Origin of the sequence: Neobacillus niacini (assembly GCF_030817595.1) — a bacterium.
GTDB lineage: Bacteria > Bacillota > Bacilli > Bacillales > Cytobacillaceae > Neobacillus > Neobacillus niacini_G.
The window spans coordinates 5298813-5325141 of the sequence record NZ_JAUSZN010000001.1; the positions used below are offsets into that span (position 1 = coordinate 5298813).

General features: G+C 34.4%; 20 protein-coding genes and 1 pseudogene. 17 read left to right on the plus strand and 4 right to left on the minus strand.

Annotation, left to right across the window (positions count from 1 at the left end):
* The first annotated feature begins 41 nt into the window (after positions 1 to 41).
* Positions 42 to 719 carry a copper homeostasis protein CutC gene (locus tag QFZ31_RS24970; RefSeq protein ID WP_307308206.1) on the plus strand — a complete coding sequence of 226 codons (678 nt, stop codon included), beginning with the start codon at positions 42 to 44 and terminating at the stop codon, positions 717 to 719.
* Positions 720 to 759: 40 nt separating this feature from the next.
* Positions 760 to 891 carry a hypothetical protein gene (locus QFZ31_RS24975; protein WP_307308207.1) on the plus strand — a complete coding sequence of 44 codons (132 nt, stop codon included), beginning with the start codon at positions 760 to 762 and terminating at the stop codon, positions 889 to 891.
* Between the two features lie 144 nt (positions 892 to 1035).
* Here QFZ31_RS24975 and QFZ31_RS24980 read toward each other — a convergent pair whose 3' ends face one another.
* Both QFZ31_RS24980 and QFZ31_RS24985 read right to left on the minus strand, forming a co-directional pair.
* Entirely contained in the window at positions 1036 to 2769 is a 1734-nt protein-coding gene (locus QFZ31_RS24980) for a hypothetical protein (RefSeq protein ID WP_307308209.1), read from the minus strand.
* A 79-nt stretch (positions 2770 to 2848) separates the two neighbouring features.
* Positions 2849 to 3151, minus strand: a complete 303-nt coding sequence (locus tag QFZ31_RS24985) for a DUF4359 domain-containing protein (RefSeq protein ID WP_179595155.1) — start codon at positions 3149 to 3151, stop codon at positions 2849 to 2851.
* A gap of 289 nt (positions 3152 to 3440) precedes the next feature.
* Here QFZ31_RS24985 and QFZ31_RS24990 point away from each other — a divergent pair, with 289 nt between their 5' ends.
* The 7 genes and pseudogenes from QFZ31_RS24990 to QFZ31_RS25020 all read left to right on the plus strand — a co-directional run bounded on the left by QFZ31_RS24990 (position 3441) and on the right by QFZ31_RS25020 (position 14723).
* Positions 3441 to 4331 (plus strand): CPBP family intramembrane glutamic endopeptidase, encoded by an 891-nt coding sequence (locus tag QFZ31_RS24990; RefSeq protein ID WP_307308213.1) that lies wholly within the window; start codon positions 3441 to 3443, stop codon positions 4329 to 4331.
* Between the two features lie 201 nt (positions 4332 to 4532).
* Positions 4533 to 4670, plus strand: a pseudogene (locus tag QFZ31_RS24995) (UDP-N-acetylglucosamine 2-epimerase (non-hydrolyzing)); the annotation flags it as partial.
* A 103-nt stretch (positions 4671 to 4773) separates the two neighbouring features.
* Positions 4774 to 5646: a UTP--glucose-1-phosphate uridylyltransferase GalU gene (galU, locus tag QFZ31_RS25000; RefSeq protein WP_307308216.1), complete on the plus strand. Its 873-nt coding sequence runs from the start codon at positions 4774 to 4776 to the stop codon at positions 5644 to 5646.
* A gap of 284 nt (positions 5647 to 5930) precedes the next feature.
* Positions 5931 to 8756: an SH3 domain-containing protein gene (locus QFZ31_RS25005; protein ID WP_307308218.1), complete on the plus strand. Its 2826-nt coding sequence runs from the start codon at positions 5931 to 5933 to the stop codon at positions 8754 to 8756.
* A gap of 162 nt (positions 8757 to 8918) precedes the next feature.
* The gene (locus QFZ31_RS25010; RefSeq protein ID WP_307308220.1) at positions 8919 to 11342 is read left to right on the plus strand and encodes an N-acetylmuramoyl-L-alanine amidase; all 2424 of its coding nucleotides are present in this window, start codon (positions 8919 to 8921) and stop codon (positions 11340 to 11342) included.
* A 177-nt stretch (positions 11343 to 11519) separates the two neighbouring features.
* Complete coding sequence (locus QFZ31_RS25015) at positions 11520 to 12512, plus strand: LCP family protein (RefSeq protein ID WP_307308222.1); 993 nt, start codon at positions 11520 to 11522, stop codon at positions 12510 to 12512.
* Between the two features lie 150 nt (positions 12513 to 12662).
* The gene (locus tag QFZ31_RS25020; RefSeq protein WP_307308225.1) at positions 12663 to 14723 is read left to right on the plus strand and encodes an LTA synthase family protein; all 2061 of its coding nucleotides are present in this window, start codon (positions 12663 to 12665) and stop codon (positions 14721 to 14723) included.
* Between the two features lie 41 nt (positions 14724 to 14764).
* Here the strand turns inward: QFZ31_RS25020 and QFZ31_RS25025 are convergent, their stop codons facing one another.
* Positions 14765 to 16198 carry an oligosaccharide flippase family protein gene (locus QFZ31_RS25025; protein ID WP_307308227.1) on the minus strand — a complete coding sequence of 478 codons (1434 nt, stop codon included), beginning with the start codon at positions 16196 to 16198 and terminating at the stop codon, positions 14765 to 14767.
* Between the two features lie 232 nt (positions 16199 to 16430).
* Between QFZ31_RS25025 and QFZ31_RS25030 the strand changes: the two genes are divergently transcribed.
* The 5 genes from QFZ31_RS25030 to QFZ31_RS25050 all read left to right on the plus strand — a co-directional run bounded on the left by QFZ31_RS25030 (position 16431) and on the right by QFZ31_RS25050 (position 21608).
* Positions 16431 to 17411, plus strand: a complete 981-nt coding sequence (locus QFZ31_RS25030; protein ID WP_307308229.1) for a glycosyltransferase family 2 protein — start codon at positions 16431 to 16433, stop codon at positions 17409 to 17411.
* A 41-nt stretch (positions 17412 to 17452) separates the two neighbouring features.
* Complete coding sequence (locus tag QFZ31_RS25035; RefSeq protein WP_307308232.1) at positions 17453 to 18412, plus strand: glycosyltransferase family 2 protein; 960 nt, start codon at positions 17453 to 17455, stop codon at positions 18410 to 18412.
* Positions 18413 to 18499: 87 nt separating this feature from the next.
* Positions 18500 to 20119, plus strand: coding sequence for a peptide ABC transporter substrate-binding protein (locus QFZ31_RS25040; RefSeq protein WP_307308235.1), 1620 nt, complete (start codon positions 18500 to 18502; stop codon positions 20117 to 20119).
* A 79-nt stretch (positions 20120 to 20198) separates the two neighbouring features.
* Positions 20199 to 21185, plus strand: coding sequence for a glycosyltransferase family 2 protein (locus QFZ31_RS25045; protein WP_307308237.1), 987 nt, complete (start codon positions 20199 to 20201; stop codon positions 21183 to 21185).
* An 18-nt stretch (positions 21186 to 21203) separates the two neighbouring features.
* A complete protein-coding gene (locus QFZ31_RS25050; RefSeq protein ID WP_307308240.1) occupies positions 21204 to 21608 on the plus strand; it encodes a GtrA family protein in 405 nt (134 codons plus the stop codon).
* 56 nt (positions 21609 to 21664) lie between these two features.
* On the opposite strand, the gene QFZ31_RS25055 is transcribed toward QFZ31_RS25050, so the two are convergent.
* The gene (locus tag QFZ31_RS25055; protein ID WP_307308242.1) at positions 21665 to 23029 is read right to left on the minus strand and encodes a DUF6056 family protein; all 1365 of its coding nucleotides are present in this window, start codon (positions 23027 to 23029) and stop codon (positions 21665 to 21667) included.
* 603 nt (positions 23030 to 23632) lie between these two features.
* Between QFZ31_RS25055 and QFZ31_RS25060 the strand changes: the two genes are divergently transcribed.
* From QFZ31_RS25060 to QFZ31_RS25070, 3 genes are read left to right on the plus strand one after another with little or no spacing between them, the layout of a single operon-like run.
* Positions 23633 to 24514 carry a hypothetical protein gene (locus QFZ31_RS25060; protein ID WP_307308246.1) on the plus strand — a complete coding sequence of 294 codons (882 nt, stop codon included), beginning with the start codon at positions 23633 to 23635 and terminating at the stop codon, positions 24512 to 24514.
* The gene (locus tag QFZ31_RS25065) at positions 24498 to 25394 is read left to right on the plus strand and encodes a glycosyltransferase family 2 protein (RefSeq protein WP_307308249.1); all 897 of its coding nucleotides are present in this window, start codon (positions 24498 to 24500) and stop codon (positions 25392 to 25394) included. The genes QFZ31_RS25060 and QFZ31_RS25065 overlap by 17 nt, the downstream gene beginning before the upstream one ends.
* On the plus strand, positions 25387 to 26316 hold the full coding sequence (locus QFZ31_RS25070; RefSeq protein ID WP_307308252.1) for a glycosyltransferase family 2 protein: 930 nt from the start codon (positions 25387 to 25389) through the stop codon (positions 26314 to 26316). The genes QFZ31_RS25065 and QFZ31_RS25070 overlap by 8 nt, the downstream gene beginning before the upstream one ends.
* Positions 26317 to 26329: the final 13 nt, after the last annotated feature.

Below are 26329 nucleotides of genomic sequence, written 5' to 3' on the forward strand. Positions count from 1 at the left end.
AAAAATAGTAAAAAATCGTGTTATGGGAGAAGGGATAAATAATGATAATCGAATTTATTGCGGTAACGGTAGAGGATGCATTATTAATTGAAAAATCAGGTGCTGACAGAATTGAATTAGTATCTGGATTAACAGAAGGCGGCATAACACCGAGCTATGGGTTAATCGAAAAGGTTGTTAATAGCGTTACGATTCCCGTCAACGTTATGGTGAGGGCGCATGGTCAATCCTTTTGTTATTCAGACGATGACTTTGCGATTATGAAAAATGATATTCGTATGATTCGGTCGTTAGGGGCAAATGGAGTAGTATTCGGAATGCTGGATCAGAAAGGGGACGTTGAATTCCGACGCCTTGAAGAGTTATTAACGGATATAGGTACTATGGAGGTAACGTTTCACCGTGCCATCGACAGTTCAAATAAAATCATTGAAACCGCTCAACAATTGGATCAATATAAAGAGATTACTACCATTTTAACCTCTGGAGGTTACGGTGACTGGGAAACACGCTTGGAAACCCTTAGGGAAATGAAAGAAACTTGTAAAAAAACCGAAATTCTTATTGGCGGCGGTCTGACAAAAGAAAATATCGTGCAGGTACATACACAGGTTGGAACAAATCACTACCACTTCGGCACAGCCATAAGAAAAGATAATAGCGCTCTAAAAAGTGTTTCCTTAGAAAAAGCAATTGAAATCGTTCATACCTTGAAATAATTGGGGGATATTAAAAATAATCTTACCAATGGAGGAAACAATGGAAAAAGAAAAAGATCAAACAAGCGAAGGCCTCAACCAAATCTTCGAAATCATCAATGCAAAAGGTGACACAGGCGAGATAAAACAAATCGTAGAAAACAATGAAGAAGAAAAAAATAACGAAAGATAGTGCCTGTCACCAAGGTGACACTTAAAAAGGAGTTAACCACTCGTGAACCTGTTCACCTAAGGAGAACAGTGCCGACCCAAGAAGACCTCAAAACTTTCTTAGTTTGAGGTCTCGATACATATATCGTATAAAATTTACCTATCTCTATTGTTTTACAAATTGCTGATTCAAATAGGTATACGTTTCTGACTGACCTTGTTCCCCAAGGACCTTCAGTGTATTACCCACTATTTTCACTGCAGACATCCCTTTTAGTGCCAGGTCTGAACGCAGACTCATAGTACCATTTTCGGTAATCGGACTGTAGACCCAGACAAACGATTCAAATGTTTGATTGAGCGCCATAATGACGACTTCGGGAATCCCATTATCATCGAAATCGTATTCTGTATGATAGAGAGAAAAACCTTCTTTTAGTACACCCTTTTGATCAAATGGTGAAACCTCAGAGTCAATCATTAACTGATAGGGAGTTTCAATATTTTGGCTGTCCGTCAATACTAGGCTCTTACCTCCCGTTGGATTTGCCTGTCCAAAGGTCATTTTCTGTTGTTGTCCATTTACATTGAAAACAAAGGGCTCTTCACTAATCCATTCTCTAAATAGATCAAGATTAATATTTTTAGCTGGCTCTGATGCTACAGCTTTATTCGGCTTTGAAACAGATTCCTTATCTTTTTTGTCTGCCAGGAGGTCATAACCAAAATATAACCCACTTCCAACGACAAGGATAATGAACAATACGCTGCTTAATTGAACACCATACTTCTTAAAATACTTTACAACTTGACTTGCGCTTTCATTCTCAACTTCTTTTACTAATTTTCTGAAGCTGCTCGTTGAAATCATACCCAGCTCTTTTCTAGCAGTCTTATTCTTCCAAACTGACCTTGGGTGAGATTTCAAATAAGCCTTTAGTGCTCGATGGTAGTGATGATCAAGTTGAAGGTTTTTCGCAGTCCATTTAATAAAAGATAACATCAGCTTCTCATCAGCATTTTTACTTAAATAGGCAAAAAGTTGTGAGAAATGATAACCGCCTTTCTCATCATCAAAGGCCGCTAGTATATGCTGAAAATTGTCCTCAGAAATATTACTCCGCAAAACATTTTTTAAAACCTCTCGAAGTTCTTCTCGGTTAGCTGGTGATAACTGTTGAAGAATCACCCCAACAGAAACGACAGGTGTGTGAAAAAGTTCATGAAGGACCTTCATAATTTTGTATTTGCTGATGATTTTTTTATCCTTTAATTCTATTTCGTTAAGGTTACCTGTTGAAATGTGTGCATATGTATCAATATCTTTGAGAGTTACATTCTTTAATTCAAGCTCATCTAATAGGGCAATTTCCGAGTAAAGCAACATCTTTTCTTTTATTTTTGAAAAATCAACATCTTGGTTTGTCACCTGAAATGCTTTTACCATACTAGCTGCTATAAATAGATCATAGGAATCACCAACGGCATAAGCGGTCTTTTGGATGGCGAGCTTCTGAAAATAACGATTCTTAAGTAGAAAGGGTGAAGTTTCAAGTAGGTTATTGATTTGTGCCAAAATTTCTACGACAGTGATAAGCTTGAATTTTTCATCTAGATATATTTTTATAAGATTTGTGTAGTCTTGATGCTGATTAATAAACTCGACTATCTGTTTGTATGTATGAACTTGATTCTCCATTATTCTCCACAAATCATGAAAATATGATTGATCCTGATAATGTTCCAGGGTGTTCAGGATAAAGGCTAGCTCTTCATCCTTAAGGTCATTCTGGACAGATTCCAACACAGCTTTAAAAATGTCCATAACATCTTTTTTAGGGTTTTTCTCATAGAACTCACTCAATCCTTGGTGTTCCAATGTATTTTCCTGCTGGCTCACTGTTTTTGTCTCCCTTATGAGTTTCTACTATTATAATAGTTAAAATTAATAAAAAATAAAAAGACCCGTTCTGGTCTTCTTATTTTTCGTTTTTAGAAATAGGAATAAATTTATTAAAGATACCAATGCTGGTGACCTGCCCCAAGCCTATCTCGGAAAAATCGGTTTTATAGACTGAAAAAATGAAGTAATCTTTTTCCGTTGTTCCCATATCGAAAACCTTTTCCCCAGCTAATGAAAGAATCCCTTTTTCAAGGATATTCGAAGATTGATCCATCGCTTCATGCGTAATCCATTCCACGTATTGCGAACGCCCAGGGTTTGTTTCTGATAAAACAAATACAATGACTATCAATAGGATAATAGAAATGACCTTTTTCACTTTTCAACCCCTTATCTAATTATTGTTAATTTTCACCTAATTTAAGTATAAAGCTGGAAGGATATTCTTGTAAATACAATTGGATAGATTATCACTAGTGCTAATTCTCTATTAATATGATAAATTATTACTAATTACCTTTAAAGGAGATAAGCCCTTGTCAATAAAATGGAATTGGATCATCGGGTGCTTACTTTTCCTGCTGTTATTAAATGGATTTGGAATTTTGGCTGTACAGCTTTTTGGAAGGTAAGAGAGTGCAGCAAGTCTCAAAGGCAGGGATTTAAAAATGACAAATAACTTAACGGCGCCAGTTTCGAAGCGGCTTTTAATAGCACTTCTCACCATTACGATAGGGGTTGAACTCATCCTCTATTTAAGTGGCTACAGCCAATTAGCTGGTACCATCTATGACGCCATAATGGTGTCATCCTTTTTTATCGGATTGGAGCTTCACCGAAGACTCCATAATGGAATTAAAAAAACAAAGATACAACATACACGCCAATTTATAGGCGCCTTTTTGCTCTTTATTCTCGGCAGCACCATTATTAATATCTATTCATCTTACGCTTTTCAGGATTTTAGCAATGATTATGAACAATATGTTGAGACCTATACAGAAGCGGTCTCGGATGAAAGCGACATAATAGAACCAAGTGAGCCAATGGAACCTGTTGATAAGATGTGGGAAGTTATAGATGAAATTGATGCTGTGGGATACGATATTTTTACAGATATCCTTGCTGGTCTCGAAGAAGTCTGGCGATTAGCATACATCATACTTATCCTACTTGTTTTAAAAAAAATCTTTCCAAGACGCTGGGAAAAAGGGCGGCGCGATATTTTTGTCTTACTTGCGCTCTTCGTCACTTCAGTGTTATTCGGTATTGACCATACACTAAGCTCGGTTCAATCATGGCAATATGAAATTGGAGCGATTGTCACATTTGCCAATATGGGTTTATTATTTGGATTGATTTTAGTATGGACAAGAAATCTCTGGATAACCGTTCTGGTACATTCAATTTATGATATCCTCGCAACGCTATCCTGGTATTACTTTGAATATATTGTTGAAATCGCAGCTGTGATTTTTATACCTATATACCTGATATTGATGGCAATAGAGAAGAAAAAGTCAATTGGAACAGTGATTTCAACAGATATAGCCAATTAAATTGTTGGAGGTTACCTAATTTGGTAACTTCTTTTTTTTGTGGCAGATAGTGCAGTTGAAGGAGCTAATTTCCCATATGATAGCTCAACCATTCTTTATCTAGCACAGTAGCCAAACAGCTAATAGTGCTTTTCGAAACATATTTTGTTATTATTTAGATGTCTACATTTATCAACCAATGTTTATCCTTTTGGAGGTTTTATGAATAAACAGATAAAGGTTGTGACTGTTTTTGGGACCAGATCAGAAGCGATCAAAATGGCACAACTGGTTAAAGAATTAGAAAAATATAATGATAAAATACAATCGATTGAAACGGTTACAGCACAACATCTCCAAAAGAATAGCAGAAGCCATCCTTTATTATTTTAAGCAAATAGAAGCTAGAACTAAGGATATGAGTGAATAAATCTTTCGAAAATGAGGGAAGGAAGAGGGTAAAATGCAAAAGGTAAGAAAAGCCATAATCCCTGCAGCAGGGCTAGGAACTCGTTTTTTACCAGCTACAAAAGCAATGCCAAAAGAAATGTTACCAATCGTAGATAAGCCGACGATCCAATATATAGTAGAGGAAGCGATTGAATCTGGGATTGAAGATATCATTATCGTGACAGGAAAAGGGAAAAGGTCCATTGAGGATCATTTTGATTATGCCTTTGAACTTGAACAAACTTTGCTTAATAAAGGAAAGCTTGAACTATTGGAAAAAGTACAAGAACCATCGAGGATGGTGGATATACACTATATTAGACAAAAGGAACCTAAAGGGCTCGGACATGCTGTATGGTGTGCGCGTAATTTTATTGGCAATGAACCATTTGCGGTTCTATTGGGGGATGATATTGTTCAAGCAGAAACCCCTTGTTTGAAACAACTAATAAATGAGCATAATCGAACACATTCTTCTGTTATCGGAGTAAAAAAAGTACCTGAAAACGAAACACACCGTTATGGGATTATTGACCCTATTCACCAAGATGGGCGTTCGTTCCAGGTTAAAAACTTTGTAGAAAAGCCAAAGTTAGGAACTGCACCATCAAATTTAGCGATTATAGGAAGGTATGTTTTTACCCCTGAGATTTTTATGTTCTTAGAAAAGCAGGAAATCGGGGCTGGCGGCGAGATCCAGCTAACAGATGCCATCCAAAATTTAAATCATATCCAACGTGTATTTGCGTATCAATTTGAAGGTGAAAGATATGATGTAGGAGAAAAGCTAGGATTTATTGAAACAACTATAGAATTTGCCCTTCAAAAGGAAGAATTGAGGGAAGATTTAATAAAGTTTATGGCAAACAAGCTAGAAAATTTATAAACGAAAAAAATAACTCTCCAGTCTAAATTGGAAGGGTTATTTTTTTGTTTTTAGATTGTTTTCGATTCTTTGAAACTATCAATTAATTTCTACTATTACAATGGTGAAAAATACTAATTACAAATATTGATAATATATTACAAAAAATGACTAGTTATGATATCATACTTCATAGAAAGAGAGAGTTATAGTTCCTATAGCTCTATTTTTATGCTCGACTAATCGTTACAATCTATAAAGATTGTCGATTTTAAATAAAAAATTTAATAATGGGAGTATGATACATGAGAGGAAAGTTAGTTCTAACAGGAATGTTATTTATGGGCTCTACAATTCTTTCAGATGGATCTATTACTTATGCCATAGAAAATTCGGGCTCGACCTCATCGATTGTTGATGGAGTAAAGCCTGAAGCAACTAATACAGACAGTATAGTTCCAACTGAAAACGAGAATACTACTTTACTAGAAGAAGAAACGATTGACGAAAATAGTACTCTAACACAAGAAGTTAAACCTTCTCAAGAAAACTTAGTTGTTGAGGAGGAAAAAAGCAGCACAATAACAGATGAAGGTACATCAGAGTCATTGCAAACTTCCATAACAACCATGGCCATAGAAAATCCTTCTGTTTTTTACACAACCCATGTTGAAAATAAAGGGTGGTTAGCAGGTGTATCTGATGGGAAAATGTCAGGGACACAAGGACAAGGACTACGACTTGAAGGAATAAAGATTTCATTAAATAATTCTCCTTATTCTGGAGGCATTTCTTACAAGACTCACGTTGAAGATTATGGCTGGTTAAATAATGTATCTGATGGAGCATTATCAGGAACAACTGGTGAAGGGAAACGTCTTGAAGCGATACAAATCAATTTGACTGATGAAATGGCACAACATTACGATATTTATTACCGTGTTCACGCAGAAACCTATGGTTGGCTAGATTGGGCTAAAAACGGTGCATCTGCTGGTACACAAGGCCTGGCGAAGCGCTTGGAAGCCATTGAGATTGTCCTTGTGGCAAAAGGTGGAGCTGCACCTGGATCGACAAATAGACCATTAGTTATTGATCCTTCTGTGGTTTATTCAACCCATGTTCAAGATTTTGGGTGGTTAACGGGTGTAACTGATGGAAAAATGTCTGGAACACAAGGCCAAGCGAAACGCCTGGAGGCTATAAAGATTTCATTAAAAAATAAGCCTTATTCTGGTGGTATTACTTACAATACCCACGTTCAAGATTATGGCTGGTTAAATAATGTATCAAATGGAGCAATATCGGGTACATCTGGCCAGGCGAAACGTTTAGAAGCAATTCAAATCAATTTGACTGGCGAAATGGCACAACATTACGATATTTATTACCGCGTCCATGCAGAAACCTATGGCTGGTTAGGCTGGGCTAAAAACGGTGCATCTGCTGGTACACAAGGATTAGGGAAACGCTTGGAAGCCATAGAGATAGTCCTTGTGGCAAAAGGCGGAGCTGCACCAGGTTCTACAAGTAACCCATTAATTATTGATCCATCTGTTGTTTATTCAACCCATGTTCAAGATTATGGGTGGTTATCAAGTGTATCTGACGGAAAAATGTCAGGGACACAAGGACAAGCTAAACAAATGGAAGCCGTAAAGATCTCATTAAAAAATAAGCCCTACTCGGGTGGTATTTCTTACAAGACCCATGTTCAAGATTATGGCTGGTTAAACAATGTAACAAATGGAGCGATTTCTGGAACATCCGGTCAAAATAAACGTGTAGAAGCAATCCAAATCAATCTAACTGGTGAAATGGCACAACATTATGATATTTATTACCGTGTCCACGCAGAAACCTTTGGTTTGTTAGGCTGGGCTAAAAACGGTGCATCTGCTGGTACAAAGGGACTTGCAAAGCGCTTAGAAGCCATTGAGATTGTCCTAGTGGCAAAAGGTGGAGCCGCACCTGGATCAACGGATAAACCATTTATTGAGCCAGCTTTAACAACTGTAGTTAATAACTATAATGTCTCATTAAGTGATGCACTAAACATGCAAATGAAGGTTTCTCCGCAGACTGATAAATACAGAGATGCACCTGCTTATGTTAGCAGTCAATACTTGAAAGTATTTAATGCTGGAACGATAAGTGGAAGCAGTGTAAACCTTAGAACTTCTCCAGATACAGTTAGTAAAATCGTTGCGACCGTTGGTAACGGAACAGTATTCAAAGTACTGGATAATAATGTTTCGGGAGCAAATGTTTCAGGGAGTACCAAATGGTTTAAAATAGAATACAATGGCGAAATATTATACGTGCATAGTTCTCTCGCAACAGCTAATTTAAGAATGGGTGAAGTAACAGATGGTCCACTTAATATTAGATCAGAAATGAGTGCAACTAGTCATAGTTACAGTACAGTAAAAACAGGTACTCTATTAACTATTTTGGAAGAGGATAGTAGTGGCTGGTATAGAGTAAGCTGGGGTAGCTGGCGTAATGCAAAATCTGCAGATGTTCTAACTTACTTGGACCCATCTAAGTTTGTAAATGATGAGAAACAAAGATTTCAATTCATGGACCTTACAAAAACTAGTGGAGTATCGAAAGAAACTTTAAATAAATACCTGGTAGGAAAAGGAATATTAGAAGGTCAGGGGCAAGCATTCATTGATGCTGGATTTAAATACGGCATTAATGAAGTATATTTAATGGCACATACTTTGTTGGAAACTGGACATGGTACTTCTACTCTTGCAAAAGGAATAGAATATAATGGTAAAAAGGTTTATAACATGTATGGTGTAGGAGCGCTTGATCATTGTCCAATTGATTGTGGGGCTAAAACAGCTTATGAAAAAGGCTGGTTCACTCCATACGCTGCAATCGTTGGCGGTGCTGCCTTTATTGACAATGGTTATTTGGGCGGTAATAACACCTATAATGTAGTCCAAAATACATTATATGAAATGCGTTGGAATCCAGCGGTTATGGATACAAAGGATATAGCTGGACATCAATATGCGACGGATATTGGCTGGGCTTATAAACAAGTATCAGCGATGTACGATGTATATAAAATACAACCATATAACATTACCTTAGAAATACCAGTATACAAATAAGACAATATTTGAAAAAGAGCTGCTCTCAAAGTTGAGAGCAGTTTTTTTATTTGTAAAAAACTACAGTAAATAAAATTCAACAATTTTTTCAGATTCCTACTTATAAAATACAAAATAATACAAAAAACTTATATAATAGTTTAGAAGGAGGGAAATATTGTTGTGTATATAAAAAAGTCCATATTTTTTATTCTTTTTTGTCTTGTGATGTCATCTCTTTATTCTCCTAATCTTGCATTTTCTCAGGAGTTTAATTCAGATGACATTAATGCTGAATATGTCGAAACAATCGAAAGGGCAGACATATTTAATAAAGATGAAAAAATAGTGGGAGAATTCAAGCCTGCTACTCAATTAAGATTCGATGCCGTAAAGGATGGAAAAGTTTACTTTATGTGGGATGGAGATTTGGCCTATATTGAAGAAAAATCGACCAAAATGATCGGAATCGAAAACCTTAATTCTGTAGAAAGTCAAGAAGAACTTGATACATCTGGAGATGTCGAAATTCTAAGTCCTGCTATTGAACAAGACAAAACTCCAGTGGAAAAAAATACAATCTTACAAAAATCTGCCCCTGTCCCTGTCCCTGCCCCTGCCCCTGCACTCGCAGCAGTTGAAAATCCTTTGATTAGTTATGCTGCCCATGTACAAGACATTGGTTGGCAAAACAAAGTTTCTGATGGAAAAATTTCAGGTACAGAAGGACAAGCAAAACGCTTAGAAAGTATTAAAATTTCAATTGATAATGTACAGGATTTGGGTGTGAAATACTCTACACATGTAGAAGATTATGGATGGTTGGGATATGTTTCCAATGGAGAAAAAAGTGGAACTACAGGCGAAGGCAAACGATTAGAAGCCATAAAAATCGAACTAACTGGATTCAAGGCTAAAAATTATGACATTTATTATCGCGTTCATGCAGAAAAATATGGCTGGATGGAATGGGTAAAAAATGGGGAGATGGCAGGAACGAGTGGGGAAGCTAAGCGTTTGGAAGCCATTAAAATTATGATTGTAGAAAAGGGTTCCACACCACCTGGTGTAGATCCGAATAATCCAGAAGAACCCGAGAAATTAAACCCATCAGTCATATATAAGACCCATGTACAAGATAAAGGTTGGCTGCAGCCTGTATCAGATGGGAAATTAAGTGGAACGGTGGGTGAGGCAAAACACATCGAAGCCATACAGATTTCGGTAGAAAATGCTCCATACAGTGGTGGAATTTCTTACAATACTCATGTGCAAGATTATGGTTGGATGGGTAGTGTTACTAATGGGAAAACAAGCGGTACCACAGGGAAAAATAAACAAGCGGAAGCTATTCAAGTTAGTTTAACTGGAGAAATGGCAAAACATTATGATATTTATTATCGTGTTCACTCAGAGTTATTCGGATGGTTAGGATGGGCTAAAAACGGGGAGTCTGCAGGTACAGAGGGATTGACTAAACAATTGGAAGCCATTGAAATTGTTATAGTTGAAAAAGGTGGAAAAGCACCGGGTTCAATAGATAAACCGTTTATCACAAAACCATCTGTAGTTTATTCCACGAATGTTGAAACCTTCGGGTGGCTGGATTACGTTGCCAATGGAGCAATCAGTGGAACTACTGGAAAAGCAAAACATGTAGAAGCCATTAAAATCGATCTAAAAAATACTCTTTATAGTGGAGATATTAACTATTCCACGCATGTTCAAGATATAGGATGGGTAAATACTGTTTCTAATGGCGAAATTTCGGGTACAACCGGAAAAGGAAAACAAATGGAAGCCATTAAAATAAATTTAACTGGTGATTTGGCGAAATACTTTGATGTTTATTATCGTGTGCATGCACAAGATTTCGGTTGGTTAGGCTGGGCGAAAAATGGGATGAAAGCTGGCTCAGAAGGGCTGGCAAAACCTTTAGAAGCTATAGAAATAAAGTTAGTAGCTAAAGGTCAAGGTGCAACAGTCAATGCAAAATCGGCATTTAAGCAGCGATTGACAGTATTTCTAGACCCAGGGCATGGTGGATCTGATCCAGGTGCGACTGTAGGTGGATATCATGAAGCGGACTTGAATTTTAGCGTTGCGAAAAAAGTTCAATCATTACTATTAAAACAAGGTTATAGAGTTTTTATGTCTCGTAATTCCGATACCTACGTAGAATTAATAGATCGTCCGAAAATGGCAAATGAACTAACAGCAGATATTTTCGTAAGTATTCATACCAACTCTACAGCAGAAGAAAAAACGCCTGTTCATGGTGTTGAATCGTATTACTATGAATTTGATCCAAAATACCCTTCAAAAATCAATGAAGCTATGCATAATAATCCAGAAAGAATCTTAAAGAGTGTAACACTTACAAACTTAATTCAAGAAAATATTATTAGTTATACTGGTGCGAATGATCGTGGAACGCATGGAGAAACATTTGCGGTGATACGTGAAGCGGCTATGCCAGCAACATTACTAGAGATGGGTTTTATAAACAACTTTAGTGAACGCCAAAACTTATTTAAAGATTCTTATCAAAATAAACTAGCAAAAGCAATTGCTGACGGAATCGATGAGTATTTTAAAATCCAATAATTTAGTTTTGGGAATTTTCTAAAATTATAAAATGCTGGGACTAGAAATCAATAGATTTCTAGTCTTTTTTTATTAAAATTAAATCTAGCTTTTTAGTAGAAAAAAATCTTACAAATTTCTACAAAAAATGTTATAATAAGTCCTTGGAATATCTATCTTTTTAAAAGGGTGGAATGAATGAATAGACAAAGTTTTAAAAAAAAGAAGAAAAAGAAACTTAAAATAAAAAACGTAACATTTGTTATTCTAGTCCTTTTATTAGGGCTTTCAGGTTATATATATTATCAATACTCACAGGGTTTACAACAAGCATCTGGTAAATCTACGGTATCTGCGGGTGAAACAACAAAGACAGAGTTTAATGGTGCTGAAACAGAATTGACGGATAAGATTAATATCCTTTTATTAGGGGTAGATTCCAGGGGTGAGGAAAAATCACGTACGGATACTATTATGATTGCCCAATATGACCCTGAAAATCAAAAGGCGAAACTTGTTTCTCTTATGCGGGATATTTATGTAGAAATACCAGATAAACAAAGTTATAAAATCAATACAGCTTACTTTTTAGGGGGACCTGAGTTACTTAGAAAGACAATAAAGCAAAATTTTGATATCGATATCCACTACTATGCAGTAATTGATTTTAAAGGTTTTGAATCCGTCGTAGATACACTTGCTCCAAATGGTATTGAAATGGATGTTGAAAAAAGAATGTCCGAAAACATTGGTGTGGTACTGCAACCGGGATTACAAAATCTAAATGGTAAACAGTTGCTTGGATATGCTCGTTTTAGACATGATGCGAATGGAGATTTTGGTCGAGTTGAGCGTCAACAAAAGGTAATAAATGCTTTAAAGGATGAAGCTATTAGTATCAATGGAGTGGCAAAATTACCAAAATTAGTAGGTACCATTCAGCCGTACATTGATACAAATTTAGAAGGACTTGATCTGCTGGCAGTTGTTAAGGACTTTTTCTTGCATCCTCCAGCCGATATAGAAACCTTAACGATTCCTGTTGAACAATCGTATACATTGGAAAGCTATGAACATGCAGGTTCAGTCCTTGAAATTGATTTTGAAGAAAATAAACAGGCAATTGAACAATTTCTTAATGACAATACAGTTATCTCCCAAAATGCTTCGGCAGGACAAAAGGAAGAATAATAGTCAAAAAAACTTACTCTTAGAGTAGGTTTTTTTTTGTATAAATTACACTATTGTTAATATTTACTTATGTAAATGAATAAAACCTTGTGATAGACTTTTCACAAAAAGTTATAATAATAATATACCCAATTCAACTAGGAGACGTACATGAATAAACAGTCCTATCATCAATTTAGTATATTAATAATTGTAAATACAATTTTGTCTTTCTTGGTGTTATTTAGTTATAAAATCTTTATTGAAGATAATAAAATAAATGATTTTTTCCTCTGGATTCAGTTTGACACCAAAAGGTTTGCCATGTATTTATTTACTATTTTTCTTGCCTTTATTTTCACAGCTAAAATACAACTTAAGATTTATAACAAGTTAAAGGAAAAGAATAATTGGATTTTGGTATTATTAAAATATTTAATGCTCTTTCTTATTTTGTTGGGTGCTTCAATTTTTATAAACTTTTACTTCCAATACTTCCAAACATTAAAAGACCCACTGTTAACACACCAATGGATTGGGGAGCATATCAAGCCTTTTTTTGCTGGAGTGTTTTATTTACTGATCATATACATGTTTATGTTTGTTTTGGTTGGAAATATCTATATTAGTTCTTTCATTACCAGTTTAGTGTTATTAATAATTGGGTTTATCCATTACAATAAGCTGAACCTAAGGGGAGAGCCTCTATATCCAGCTGACTATACTCAAATTAATCATTTAAAAGATGTAATACCAATGGTTAAAGAATATATTTCAATTAACCAAGTTATTTTCCTTGTTATAATTGTGTGTGTTGTTGGAATTATATCAGTCTTTCTGCCTAAATTAAGAATTGCTCTATGGGTGAGAGGATTAATTCTTGTTGTGGCCATAACTATGATTTATTCATATACTTATTTCCCTAATACTTTTATGAAATCATTTGTCGAAAAAAACAACATCGAAATCGTAAAGTGGAACCAAACTTATAACTATCAAACAAATGGCTTTTTATTTGGTTTTGTTTCAAATTTACATGTTGAAGGATTTGAAGAACCAGAGGGATATACGAAACAAAAGGTTGAAGAGACGGCTCGAAAATACTTAAAGAGCGCTAACAACTCTAGTGAAACTGGAAAGAAGCCTAACATTATTTATTTAATGAGTGAAACATTCTGGGATCCGACAAAATTAAATATTTCTTTCAGTGAAGATCCAATTAAAAATGTACGTGAATTAATGACAAAACATACATCTGGCCAAATTCTATCCTCAAACTTCGGTGGAGGAACAGCTAATGTTGAATTTGAAGCGTTAACTGGATTTACCATGTCATTCTTAAATGAAGGAGCAATCCCTTATCAAGATTTAGTCCCACAAAAAAAGTTTATTCCAACGTTAGTAAGTGATTTGGAGAATAAAGGATACGAATCCTTGGCCATTCACCCAGGCAGTAAGGTTTTTTATAAACGAAATCTTGTCTATCAAACGTTAGGGTTTAATGAATTTTTGGATGAAGGCACTATGAAGCATACAGAGAAAACGGGCGGCGCACTTATAAATGATGAATCATTTACACAAGAAATAGTAGACAATATTAAAAATCAGGAAAAACCAATGTTCATTCATGGGGTATCGATTCAAAATCATATGCCTTACAATGAAAAAAATTATCCTGATTATCCAATTGATGTTTCAGGTCTACACCCAGATTCAATCTCGCAGGTTAAAGTATATACTGAAGGACTAAGAAGATCAGATTTAGCTTTTAAATATTTAGTAGATCAATTAGAAGAAATAGGCGAGCCTACAGTTGTGGTTTTTTGGGGTGATCATTTACCGGTTCTGGGAGGGGATTACTCTATTTATAAAGAAGCGGGTTATCATGATGAAGACCCAAAGATTAGAGAATTAAAATATTATGAAACACCTCTTTTAATTTACTCTAACTTTGAAACGGCAAAATATGACCTCAACACCATTAGTCCCTATTATTTAGCTCCTGTTGTTTACGATATGATTGGTCAGGAAAAACCAGGCTTTTATCACTTACTTGATCAAGTTAGAAGTGAAATACCCGCAATGAAAGGTATCACCAAACTCGGAAGTGATCAAGAATTAATAACGAAACTGACAAAAGAGCAGGAACAGCTATTGGAAGACTATAAGCTGATTCAATATGACTTATTAGCAGGTAATCAATATAGTATGGAATTGTTGTTTTCTAAGTAAATAAAGGTAAGCACAAGAACTTAGTTCTTGTGCTTTTCTTTTCATTTGGGTAACATTTTCCTCTTGACCGTATTGATGATTGTAACAATAAGTGAATCTTTAATCACTATCAACCCAATCAAGTAAACGCTAACTCCAATGAATATTTGAATAAAAGTCACCAGCAGCGGGCTTATATTGATAAATTTATCAACAGCACTCACTGAAAAGAAAACAAGTAAACTTAAGACGAAATACTTTATAAACATTCCTGCAAAGTTTTTAAATTCAAAATACTTTCTTGCGAAATACATTTGAATAATGGCTCCTACAGCTTCTGCCACTAACAGAGCTACGGTAGCAGCTGTACTTGCAAGATGCGATACAAATAAGAAATTTGTAATTAAACTTAGTATTGCACCAATTGTAATGGCGATAGCATATTTATTTTGCTGGTTCGTTGAAACCAAAATTTGAATTCCAAATATATTAGCTAATCCTACGAAAAATATTACTGGACTCATAATAATTAACAAATTAATTACTGCATTAAATTCATTACCTAAGAACCATGATACAAAGTTAGGAGCGATTCCCATTAATCCTAAGGTCATTGGCAGTGTAATCAATAATACAAATTGAAGGGCATATTTAATGTATTTTTTCATGGATTCAGTATTCCCTTGAGAAAATTCATGTGCCATTCTTGGAAGTAAAACAGAACCTAGTGAGGTAATAAATCCTAAAGCAATTCGTACGACTTTATCCGCTTGATTGTAATAACCAACTTCAACTTCCCCGGAGACGCGTCCTAATACGATTCTATTAACAAGAGTATATACTTGTATCATTATTTGGGGTAAAAACAAGCCAATGATTGGCCAAAAATGTACTTTTATATCACGATAAGCAATTCTTTTAAAAGTAATTTCTTTTAATAAAGGAATCCACATAATTAATTGGCCTACGAAAAGGGTAACGGCATTGATCGTTATATAATAAGATAAATCATCAATATCTTTTACAAGAGTAAAAACCAATACGATGCTGACCAATCTTACTAGTATATTTCGTGTTGTTACGCTCTTAATTTGCTCTTTCCCAATAAAATACCAAGATACATCTATAGTGGTGGCAACCAATGTGAAGATATGAATGAAAAATAGTGATTTATATTCGTTGGCAGTTAAAGCAAATAACAGATAGACCACTAAAGTTATCATGGAAATGAAAAGTTGTATGAAATATATGGACCAGAATTCTTTTGATCGCTCTTCCAATGCTTGCTTTGTAGCAATTTGTCTGCTTCCATACATTGGAATGCTTAAAATGGCAAAAACTAAGAAAAGTTGAACGATAGATAATACATAGGCATCCGTACCGATCCCTTCAGGTTTTAGTACTCGAGAGATGTATGGTGTCAGGATAAATGGAGTCACTAATAATAAAAGTTGATAGATTACCGTATATAAGTAATTCGAAATAAGTTTACCCATAAAATGCTTTCAAATCCTTTAGAGAAATTAATGTATTTATATCATTTTTCATCAGTTAAGATTAGCATTAAATGTAATGAGAAACAACGTATAAATATGTTTTTTTTAAGAAAATGGCAAGGTAATGAGATTAAGTAAGGATGATATAAAATGTTGAAGTAAAAGCAAAGTTTAGGTATAGTACTAATTGTGTTCAGTAGGAGATTAGTTTTGTTCAATAGGGAGAAACGATATGAATCCTAAAATTAGCATTATTGTACCCGTGTTCAATGTTGAAAATTATATTCATGATTGTATCAAAAGTATTCTTAACCAGTCCTTTATAGATTTTGAAGTTATTTTAGTTAACGATGGGTCTAGTGACCAAAGTGGGCAAATTTGTGATGAATATGCAAAGAAGGATAAGAGAATAGCTGTAATACATAAAGAAAACGGCGGTCAATCTTCGGCAAGAAACAGAGGAATCGATATCGCTAAGGGAGATTATATTGGGTTCATTGATAGCGATGATTGGATAGACTTTGATATGTACAAAATTTTGTATGAAAAAGCAATAGAAATGGAAGCAGATATAAGTGCATGTAATATTGTTGAATATCAAAAGGACTCTTCAAAACGCCTTTTTTGTCTTGATTTGACCGATCGTATATTTGACCGAGAAGCTGCAATCGGTGAAATCTATTTAAATGAGAGACTTACCTTTAGTCCATGTAATAAAATATATAAACGGGAATTATTCAATGGGTTACGCTTTAAAGAAGGATATATTTTAGAAGATATGGATTTTGCTTATAAAATCATACATCGTTCTAATAAAATTTTTTACACAGGGAAGCCATTATACAATTATCGATATAATGATAAAAGCACGTTACGGAAGACCTTTTCCAAAAAGCGTATAGATGAATATCAAGTTAGAAAGGATATGTATACCTTTTACCTTGAAAATTATCCAGAGCACGCTAATGAGGTATATGCCGAATTGGTGTTAAAGGGATTAGAGTTATATATCAATGTAGAGAAGTATTTTAGAAATGAAAAGAAGCAATATAAATATTTAATTGCTGTAGACCGGAAAAAATTAAAATCAGTAGTATCGAAAAATGATTATAATAAGAAGAAAAAAATTCTATTAATGATCGGCCTTATTTCGCCCGAACTGTTAGTAAAAGTATACCGTTTTTATTGGGATAAAATTAAGCATGAGTTATAAGGATAGTTCTACTAGTTGTACTTTGGAGTTGAAAAAATAAAATGATAGCCTTTGTTATTTTGAATTATAATACGTGGGAAATGACATTACGTTGTGTAGAGTCAATTTTTGAAACATGCAAACAAAATTACACCATTTATATAGTAGACAACGGTTCAACCAATGACTCCTATTATCAAATTGAAAAAGAATATCGAGGTAATGAGAAAGTCGTTGTGATTAAATCTGAAAATTTAGGATATGCAAGAGGCAATAATAATGGGATTAGACAGGCTATAAAAGATGGCTATGACATCATTACTGTTACGAATAATGATGTTATTTTTTTAGAGGATAGTATCAATCGTATGTATTCATTTCTTGAAAGTAATGAGAATACTGCTGTCACTGCTCCTTATATTTTGTCACCAGAAGGAGTATTACATAATTTACCTTCATTAAAAAAAGTTAGCAACAGGGATTATCTGCTCCATCATACAAGACTAGAAAAGTTTTTATCTAAAGAGAGTAAGAGACAATATGACAAGCAATACAATTTAACGAGTAATGCTATAGGGAATGATCCGATATCTATCTATAAATTTTCTGGCTGCTGTTTTATGGCAAAACGTGAAATGTTAGAGGAAGTAGGATTATTCGATGAACATACTTTCTTATATTTTGAAGAAGATATTCTTTGTCAAAAAATGATGAATTTAGGCTATCAAGCCTGCTTCCTGCCTGATTCAAAAATCGTCCATCATCATGGTTTAACAACGGGTAAAGATAATTTATTTGTTGACACCGAAATGTTAAAAAGTGAGATGTATTTTCTTTCAAGATATAACAAGATGAGCTCGTTTGGCATGTGGATTGTCTATAGTGACCGTGCACTCACATCTTTAATAAAAATAATTAAAAAACGGTACCATCAGGCTTCTCTTAAAGATTATATGGTTTTTTTGAAGACAACGTGGAAACATTTTATTAAATACTCTAGAAGTGAAAAGAATGTAATATAGTAAAAAACACTGGACACCATCTTTTCTAATTACATAGATGGTGTTATTTATTACATCTAAAAAGGCTTGTGAAATGGGGGGAATACAATGAAAAAAAATTTACTACTCATCTTAAGCATGCTGCTCATTTTAAGTATGTTCCTTAGCATGGCATACGTAAAACTATTTGGCAAGAACATAAATGCTGTCGAGGAAGAGGTAAGTGGAAGTGTATCACAGCATCTTAAAATAAATATCGGCAGAGAACCACTGACGTTACATCCTGGTCTTGCAAATGATTCAGTTTCAGAATCAGTTGTTTTACAATTATTTGAGGGTTTAACGCGAACAGAATTATGGGGCCAGACGGTAAATGCTGCGGCCTCCTTCGTAAAAATATCAGATGATCAAAAAACATATACATTTACCATTCGGGAAGCTAAATGGTCAAATGGCGACCCAGTCATTGCCAAGGATTTTGAATATGCATGGAAATGGGCTTTGGACCCTAAAAATAAGTCGGCCAATGCTTACCAACTTTATTATATCGAAGGTGCAAAAGAATTTAATGAGGGTAAAGGCAGTATAGAAAATGTAGGGGTAAGGGCTATTGATGAGAAAACATTAGAAGTGACACTTGTCAACCCAATTCCTAATTTTTATAATATCGTATCATTAGGGGCATACTTCCCAATTAACAGTAAAATAGCTGAAAAAAATCCTGACTGGGCAAATGAGGTTAGTAATCAATATACATCAAATGGATCTTTCCAATTAAGTGAATGGTCGCATGATGATAAAATTGTCCTTGAAAAAAATAAAAGTTACTGGGACGCAAATATGGTGAAATTAGAGAAAATTTCCATGCATATGGTCAATGATCCAGCAAAAGAACTATCTTTATATGAAAACGGTGATTTGGATTTGATCAGTTCACCTATTGAGTCGATGATGATTGAGGATGAATTATTTTATACTCAATCCATTGCAGGTACGTACTCATTTAAATTAAATACAAAAACGGAACCGTTTACGAACGAAAATATCCGAAAAGCCTTTGCGTTAGCGATTAACCGTCAAGAAATCGTTGATAATATGAAGAATCAGGAAATCTATCCAGCTATGGCTGCTGTACATCCAGCGATTTTTTCTGAAAATAAAAAAGGGTATTTTCAAGATAATGATATAAAAAAGGCACAGGAATATTTACAAAAAGGATTAGAAGAGCTGGGCTATCAAGGGGCCTCAGAACTGCCCACGATTACTCTGTCTATTACCACGAATGAAACGGATGTGGGAATTGCTGAATCTATTCAAAAGATGTGGACAGAAAACTTAGGTGTTAAGGTGACGCTTGAACGTTCAGATTGGAATATCCAAAATGAAGAAATTCGAACCTTTGATTATGAAGTTGCTCTCATAAAATCGTTGAGCTCTTATAGAGAGCCGGTTAACGTGCTTGAATTATTTAGTCATGCAAATACTAGTACCAATGGGGTTGGATGGCAAAATGAAGAGTTTGAAAATTTATTGATGCAATCCAAGTTAGAGACGGATACAAACAAACGCCTGGAATTATTAAAGAAGGCAGAAGAACTGTTGGTAGACGCAATGCCAATTATTCCAATTTACTTTTTTACTGATGAAGTAATCCAAAGCAAAAAGGTAAATAGTGTGGCTTTTCCTTACCCAGGTCAAATTCAACTTAAATGGGCCTCTTTAGAATAACGATATAAATTAGAAATTTCCAAGGGCGCAGCTTTTGGAAATTTTTAAGATTGAATTATAATTCATAGGAGGAAAACGAGTGATTGGGAAAAAGAAAGTGACCATTCTAGTACCAGCGTATAACGAAGAAGACGTGTTGCAACAATTATATTCAAGATTGATAAATGTTTTTAATACATTGCCTTTATATAAATTTGAATTACTATTTATTAACGATGGAAGCACGGATGAAACTTTACCGAAAATCAAATTATTAAGAGAAATGGATAATAGAGTTTCATATGTCAATCTTTCTCGTAATTTTGGCAAAGAAACAGCCATGATTGCAGGTCTTGACTATGCTGAAGGTGATGCTGTAATCATTATAGATGCTGACCTACAGGATCCTCCTGAATTAATCCCTGAAATGATTCACTATTGGGAAAATGGATACGATGATGTTTATGCGAAAAGGAACTCTAGATCCGGGGAAACTTGGATAAAGAAGACGACTGCGACAGCTTTTTATAGGTTATTAGAAAAAGTTGCAAGAGTGCCGATTCAAAGGGATACAGGGGACTTTAGGCTGCTGGATCGTCGGTGTGTTGATGCTTTAAGGCAATTAAGAGAGACTCAGAGATATACAAAAGGAATGTTTAGCTGGATAGGGTTTAATAAAAAGGAGATTTTATTCGATAGGGACCCGCGTGCAGCTGGAGAAACGAAGTGGAATTATTTTAAACTATTTGATTTAGCCATTGAGGGAATTACATCCTTTACTACTACTCCACTTCGGATTTCTGCTCTATTTGGGTGTATTGTCTCTTTTTGTGCCTTTATTTACATGATTTGGATTATCGCAAAGACGATGCTTTTTGGGGAACCTGTAGCGGGTTATCCTTCTTTAATGACAGTAATCTTATTTTTAGGAGGTATTCAACTCATTTCATTAGGTATTTTAGGAGAATATATTGGCAGGATTTTTAATGAAACGAAAAACCGGCCACTTTATTTTGTTGATGAATATAACAATGTTAAAATAAACAACTTCGATACCAATAAACTTCAGGCAGTTAGTAAGGAATGAACGTTCAGGAGGTAGTCTATGGAAAAAAGAAATGAGATTGTTATGTATCTCTTATTTGGTGTACTTACAACTGTTATCAATATTCTATGCTACGTTTTCCTTAGAGAATATCTACATATTAAATATATCTTATCAACAACAATTGCCTGGCTCATATCAGTGGTTTTTGCCTTTTTAACAAATAAAAAATATGTTTTTAAAAGTAATTTCACCGAATTAAATGCCGTCATACAAGAGTTTTTTTCATTTACCTTTTTTCGAGTGGTTTCGTTGGGGATGGATCTCGGCATTATGGTCGTGTTAGTAGAAATAATTAAAATTGATGATTTTATTGCTAAAATAGCTGCGAATATAGTTGTGGTAATTATGAACTATATTGTAAGCAAATATGTAGTTTTTAGGACGAAACGAGTCAATGAATAAATAGGTAAACATAAAAAAATCAGTTGGGTTTTCCTCCTCCCAACTGATTTTTTTTCTTACAGAAATGGTTTGAATCCCCACGCTAACCATTTAGCAGTCATCGATATTAAATTAATAATCGGTATAATGGAATAAACCCATAATCCTAGCTTATTATCAAGCATTTTATGTTTAATTAGGAAATAGATAATGATCAAGGAAAACAATACTGAACCTACTGTAAGTACTCTTCTGCCAGAGGCATAAATAGTAGGCGAAAAAAACATTACTGCTATTGATGCGATTAATCCCAGGAAACAAAGTAGGATAAAGAATCTATTTTCGCTTTTTCTCACTACTAAAATAATTAGTATTAAGCTAAATGCCGACCAAAATAGGTATGGAATCAGTGCAATAATAAGTGAATATTTAACTTCCCATAAATAAGTGACATTGGGGGTAATATTAATGCTGTTAATTTTACTGAAATTATAAAACAAATTCATCTCATTACCTAAAAGTAGTGCACTCAAAACGATTGCAAAGAGTAAGGCGAAAAATTTAGATAGCCATAATTTACGTAACTCACTATCCAGCAGATAGCCGGTAACCGTTATGGCAGCTAAGGTAAAAACTAGTATCCTCATTTCATTAAACATCTTATCGAAAAACCACACTACGCCAACATAAAGATGTTTCAGAAAAGATAAGTCGTTAAATTCCGGATACCAGCTGGCGATTTCACTTTCCATTCGTACTTGATTACCTGGAGCAATCAATAAAATAATGGTTCCAATCACCATTATGCCAGTGAAGATAAATAATTTTGTTTCTTGATGTTTATGTTGGAAAAAAAGACATATGTGAGCTGCTATTGAAAAACATGAAATACATAAAGCAACCTGTTCATTACTGATAGAAGCTAAGAAACCACATAATATAAAAATAATAAATGGAAGCCGAGCATCTGAATTTTTTTTATCCCTAAAAACTTTATCTGCTAAAGGTATCATGGCGAACAGACCCAAAGCTATGGGCCATAAGTAATTTAAAGAACCGGTGACCCAGAAAAATCCAGAACTTAAAACGCCTTGGTGTATATAGCCCAAGGTTAAGATTGCCAATACGAGATATGTAGTACTTACATGCCCTTTTATAATACGAATGATTGAATAGGCTAATAATAAAATAATAAACGGATTTATTAGACGCCAAACCCATACTTTTCCATCCAGTAAATAATAGGAAAGGATATCTGGTATAATGCGGCCTGACCATTCAAAATATCTAAATTGTATCCATTCTAAAATAGAATAATTTTGAGACGCTGTTTTATAAAAAAAATCATCACCAGGATAAGGTGCCACTGCGAGATGAACTCCATATAAAATTATAAACAATAAGATTATTAATGATAGCTTAGAACGTTGAAATATGTACAAAGTACTTCACTCCAATTATGAATTTACCATGCAAAAGATATTTTAGACTTTAACGTGGTTTTATAATCCTCTCTACATTATCATAGCGGCTATAGAAAATAACAAATTAAATATAACAGTATTATTTTTTAAAATAAATGACGAAATATGTTACAATACAACCTGACTGGAAATATCTCTGAATTTTTTCTGGCTGACTTTATTTTAGCTTAGGTTTTTTAACAGGAGGAGTTTGCTATAAAGAATCAACGTTTTGTTCTATCCGTTTTATCTTCACTATCCGTTTTTTCTTTTTTTCTGTGTGTATTTGCAATAACAAGACAAGTTCCGTTTTATCAACTATCAAAAATCATCAGTCCGAGTCTCATATTAATTTTTGTTTTCTCCATTCCCTTCCTGATAAAGGCGTTCTGGGGAAGTGCAAAAAAAATAAAGTACTTATTTATCCTTAATATAATCTGGTTAACGATATTTCTCATCTATTCGATTGTAATAGAAGATAACAGTGTATCTTTAGCCATACGCTTTTATGTTATCTTAATCTTAATTCTATCGGCGTTCTTTTTACCTCCTAAAAAAGTATACGTTACGATTTTTATTGGATTGGCAGTTTTACATAGTGTTCTCTTAATTGGTTTTGAAACCTATATCGTTTTTTTAGGAGATCCTGATTTTTCAGGGTATATAAGATCAAAAGTAATGGAGTATGGTTTTGGGGATATTTATACTTTTAATCAATATTTTTATCGAATTCAAATTAAAGGTAATCCGGTACTGCCAATTGCCTTTTTAGTAAGTTTATATGCTATCCAATCCAAACGACTAAAGATTGCGGCGGCTTCTCTTCTTTTTGTGGGAACGATGGTCGCCGGGAATTTTGCATTTATATTAGCAATCGTGTTCTATTTAGGTATGTACTGTGTCATTTTATTCTTCTCAAACCAAAAAGTATCTGCCTATTTAAAGAAGCTATTCAGTAGTGGGAAGCGAATTCTCACGATGACAGGTTCCTTATTACTCGTATTGGTTCTTGTTGGTGCACTTGTATTTCCATATTTAAAGGAATTGTTCATATTAAAAATGCAAGTCTCCATTCCTACCCGATTTGATCAAGTGAACCATCTGATTGTCAATTTAACCGAATCACCCATCACTTTATTATTTGGTCAAGGTCTTGGAAATGTAATCAATGTCATATCAGACTACCGGGACTATAGAACTTACTACTACTTTGAATTACAAACAATCTACATTATGAATCAGGTGGGTATTCTATACTTCTTGGTGTTTTTATTTACAAAGATCACATATGTGATCAAATTTTGGAAAAATAAATATATCTATCTACTTTATCTTTCTTACGTTGTATATGCATTTACCAATCCCTATTTATTTGATACAACAAATATTGTGGTATTAATTGTATTAAGTTCATTAGGTAAACTATATTTAAAAGAAGGTAACAATAGTGAATCAAAAATTTAAGGTTTGTGCGGTTATGGTTTGTTTCTACCCAAACCTAGAAGAGTTATCAAATAATATTAAATCGATTGTTGGACAAGTAGATAAATTAATCATTGTGGATAATAGTGAACAACCAGTTACAAACAACTTCCTAAACGAAGATGGACAAGTAAGTAAAATTGAATGGGTTTCTTTAAAGGAAAATATGGGGATTGGAGCGGCGCATAATGTTGGCATAAAATTGGCGATCGAACAAAATTTTGATGGTATTTTACTTTTAGACCAAGACAGCAATCCCCCAGAAAACCTTATAAGTACTCTGGTAGAAGGAGTCCAATTTTTAAAAAACCAAGGGATAAAAGTTGCTTGTCTTGGACCGGATATCTTTAATAAAAATACAAATGAAAATTATAAACCTCTAGTCAATAAGGGGATTGAATTAAACGAAGACTTTGTTGAAAAAGATGTTTTAATTAGTTCGGGTAAATTAATCGTCGCAGAAGCTGTTAAAGTTGTTGGTATGATGGATGAGGACTTATTTATTGATTTAGTCGATTTTGAATGGTGTTGGAGAGCTAGGAAATATGGCTATAGAGTGTTTAGCAGTAAACGGGCTAGAATGGGCCATATGGTTGGGCAGAAAAACGTAAAGATTTTAAAAGTGTATAATTTATTAATCCCTTCTCCTATCAGACACTATTATCAATTTAGAAATACACTTTTTCTTTTAAAAAGGGATTATGTGCCACCCTACTGGAAGCTTAAGGCTGTAGTTGAAAGAAGTATTGAGTTCATTCTTTACCCTATCTTTGTATCACCGAGGTTTCAAAGGTTTCAATATATTGTTAAGGGAATAAGAGATGGCTTATTCAATAAGAAAGGGAAATTTACAAATGGCTGAGAGCATACTTACTAATCAAAATGTCTGCGGTATATTAGTTACTTATAACCCTAATATTGATGAGCTAAAGGAAAATATAGAATCTGTTATTCACCAAGTAGGCATGATTTGCATCGTGGATAATTCAACGGATGATACCCTTCAACAAAAGGTAATGGCGTTACAGCTTGATAAAGCCCTCCATGTAATATCTAACAAGGGAAACTTTGGTATTGCAGCTGCCCAAAATATTGGAATGAAGTGGGCTTTACAAAAAGGCTTTGATGCATTTTTTCTACTGGATCAAGACAGCAAATTAATGGAAGAAACCGTATCTACATTGGTAGGAGAATATAATTATATCGTAAGTCAAAATCAAAACATTGCTTGCATCGGTCCATTAGCTTTTGACCGAGATAAAACGGAAGAAGATGTATACCATAGCTATGGCAGTGGTGATGAAAGCATCATTAAGGTTCAACAAACCTTAAGTTCTGGATCATTAATTCCTAAACATGCATTTATTCAAATAGGCGGAATGGAAGAGGATTTATTTATTGATTTAGTTGATTATGAATGGTGCTGGAGAGCCGAACAAATGGGATTCACAACGTATGTAACAAAAGAAGTAAAGATGGCCCATCGTTTAGGTGAAGACAGGTACCACTTTTTAGGGAAGAGCATTGGCGTACCTTCGCCAATAAGGCATTATTATCAATTTCGGAACACCCTTATTATGTTTACTAGGTCCTATGTGCCGGTCAGTTTTAAACTTAAATATATCCCCATCTTATTGTTTAAGTTTTTCTTTTTCACACTTTTTGTGAAGCCAAGATCAGTACGCTTTAGAATGATCTCGAAAGGGATTATCGATGCTTTAAAGGGTGTTAAAGGTGATATTAATGGAAAGCGACCTAATATTGTTTATGAAACGAAGTCATAGACAAGAAAATGGA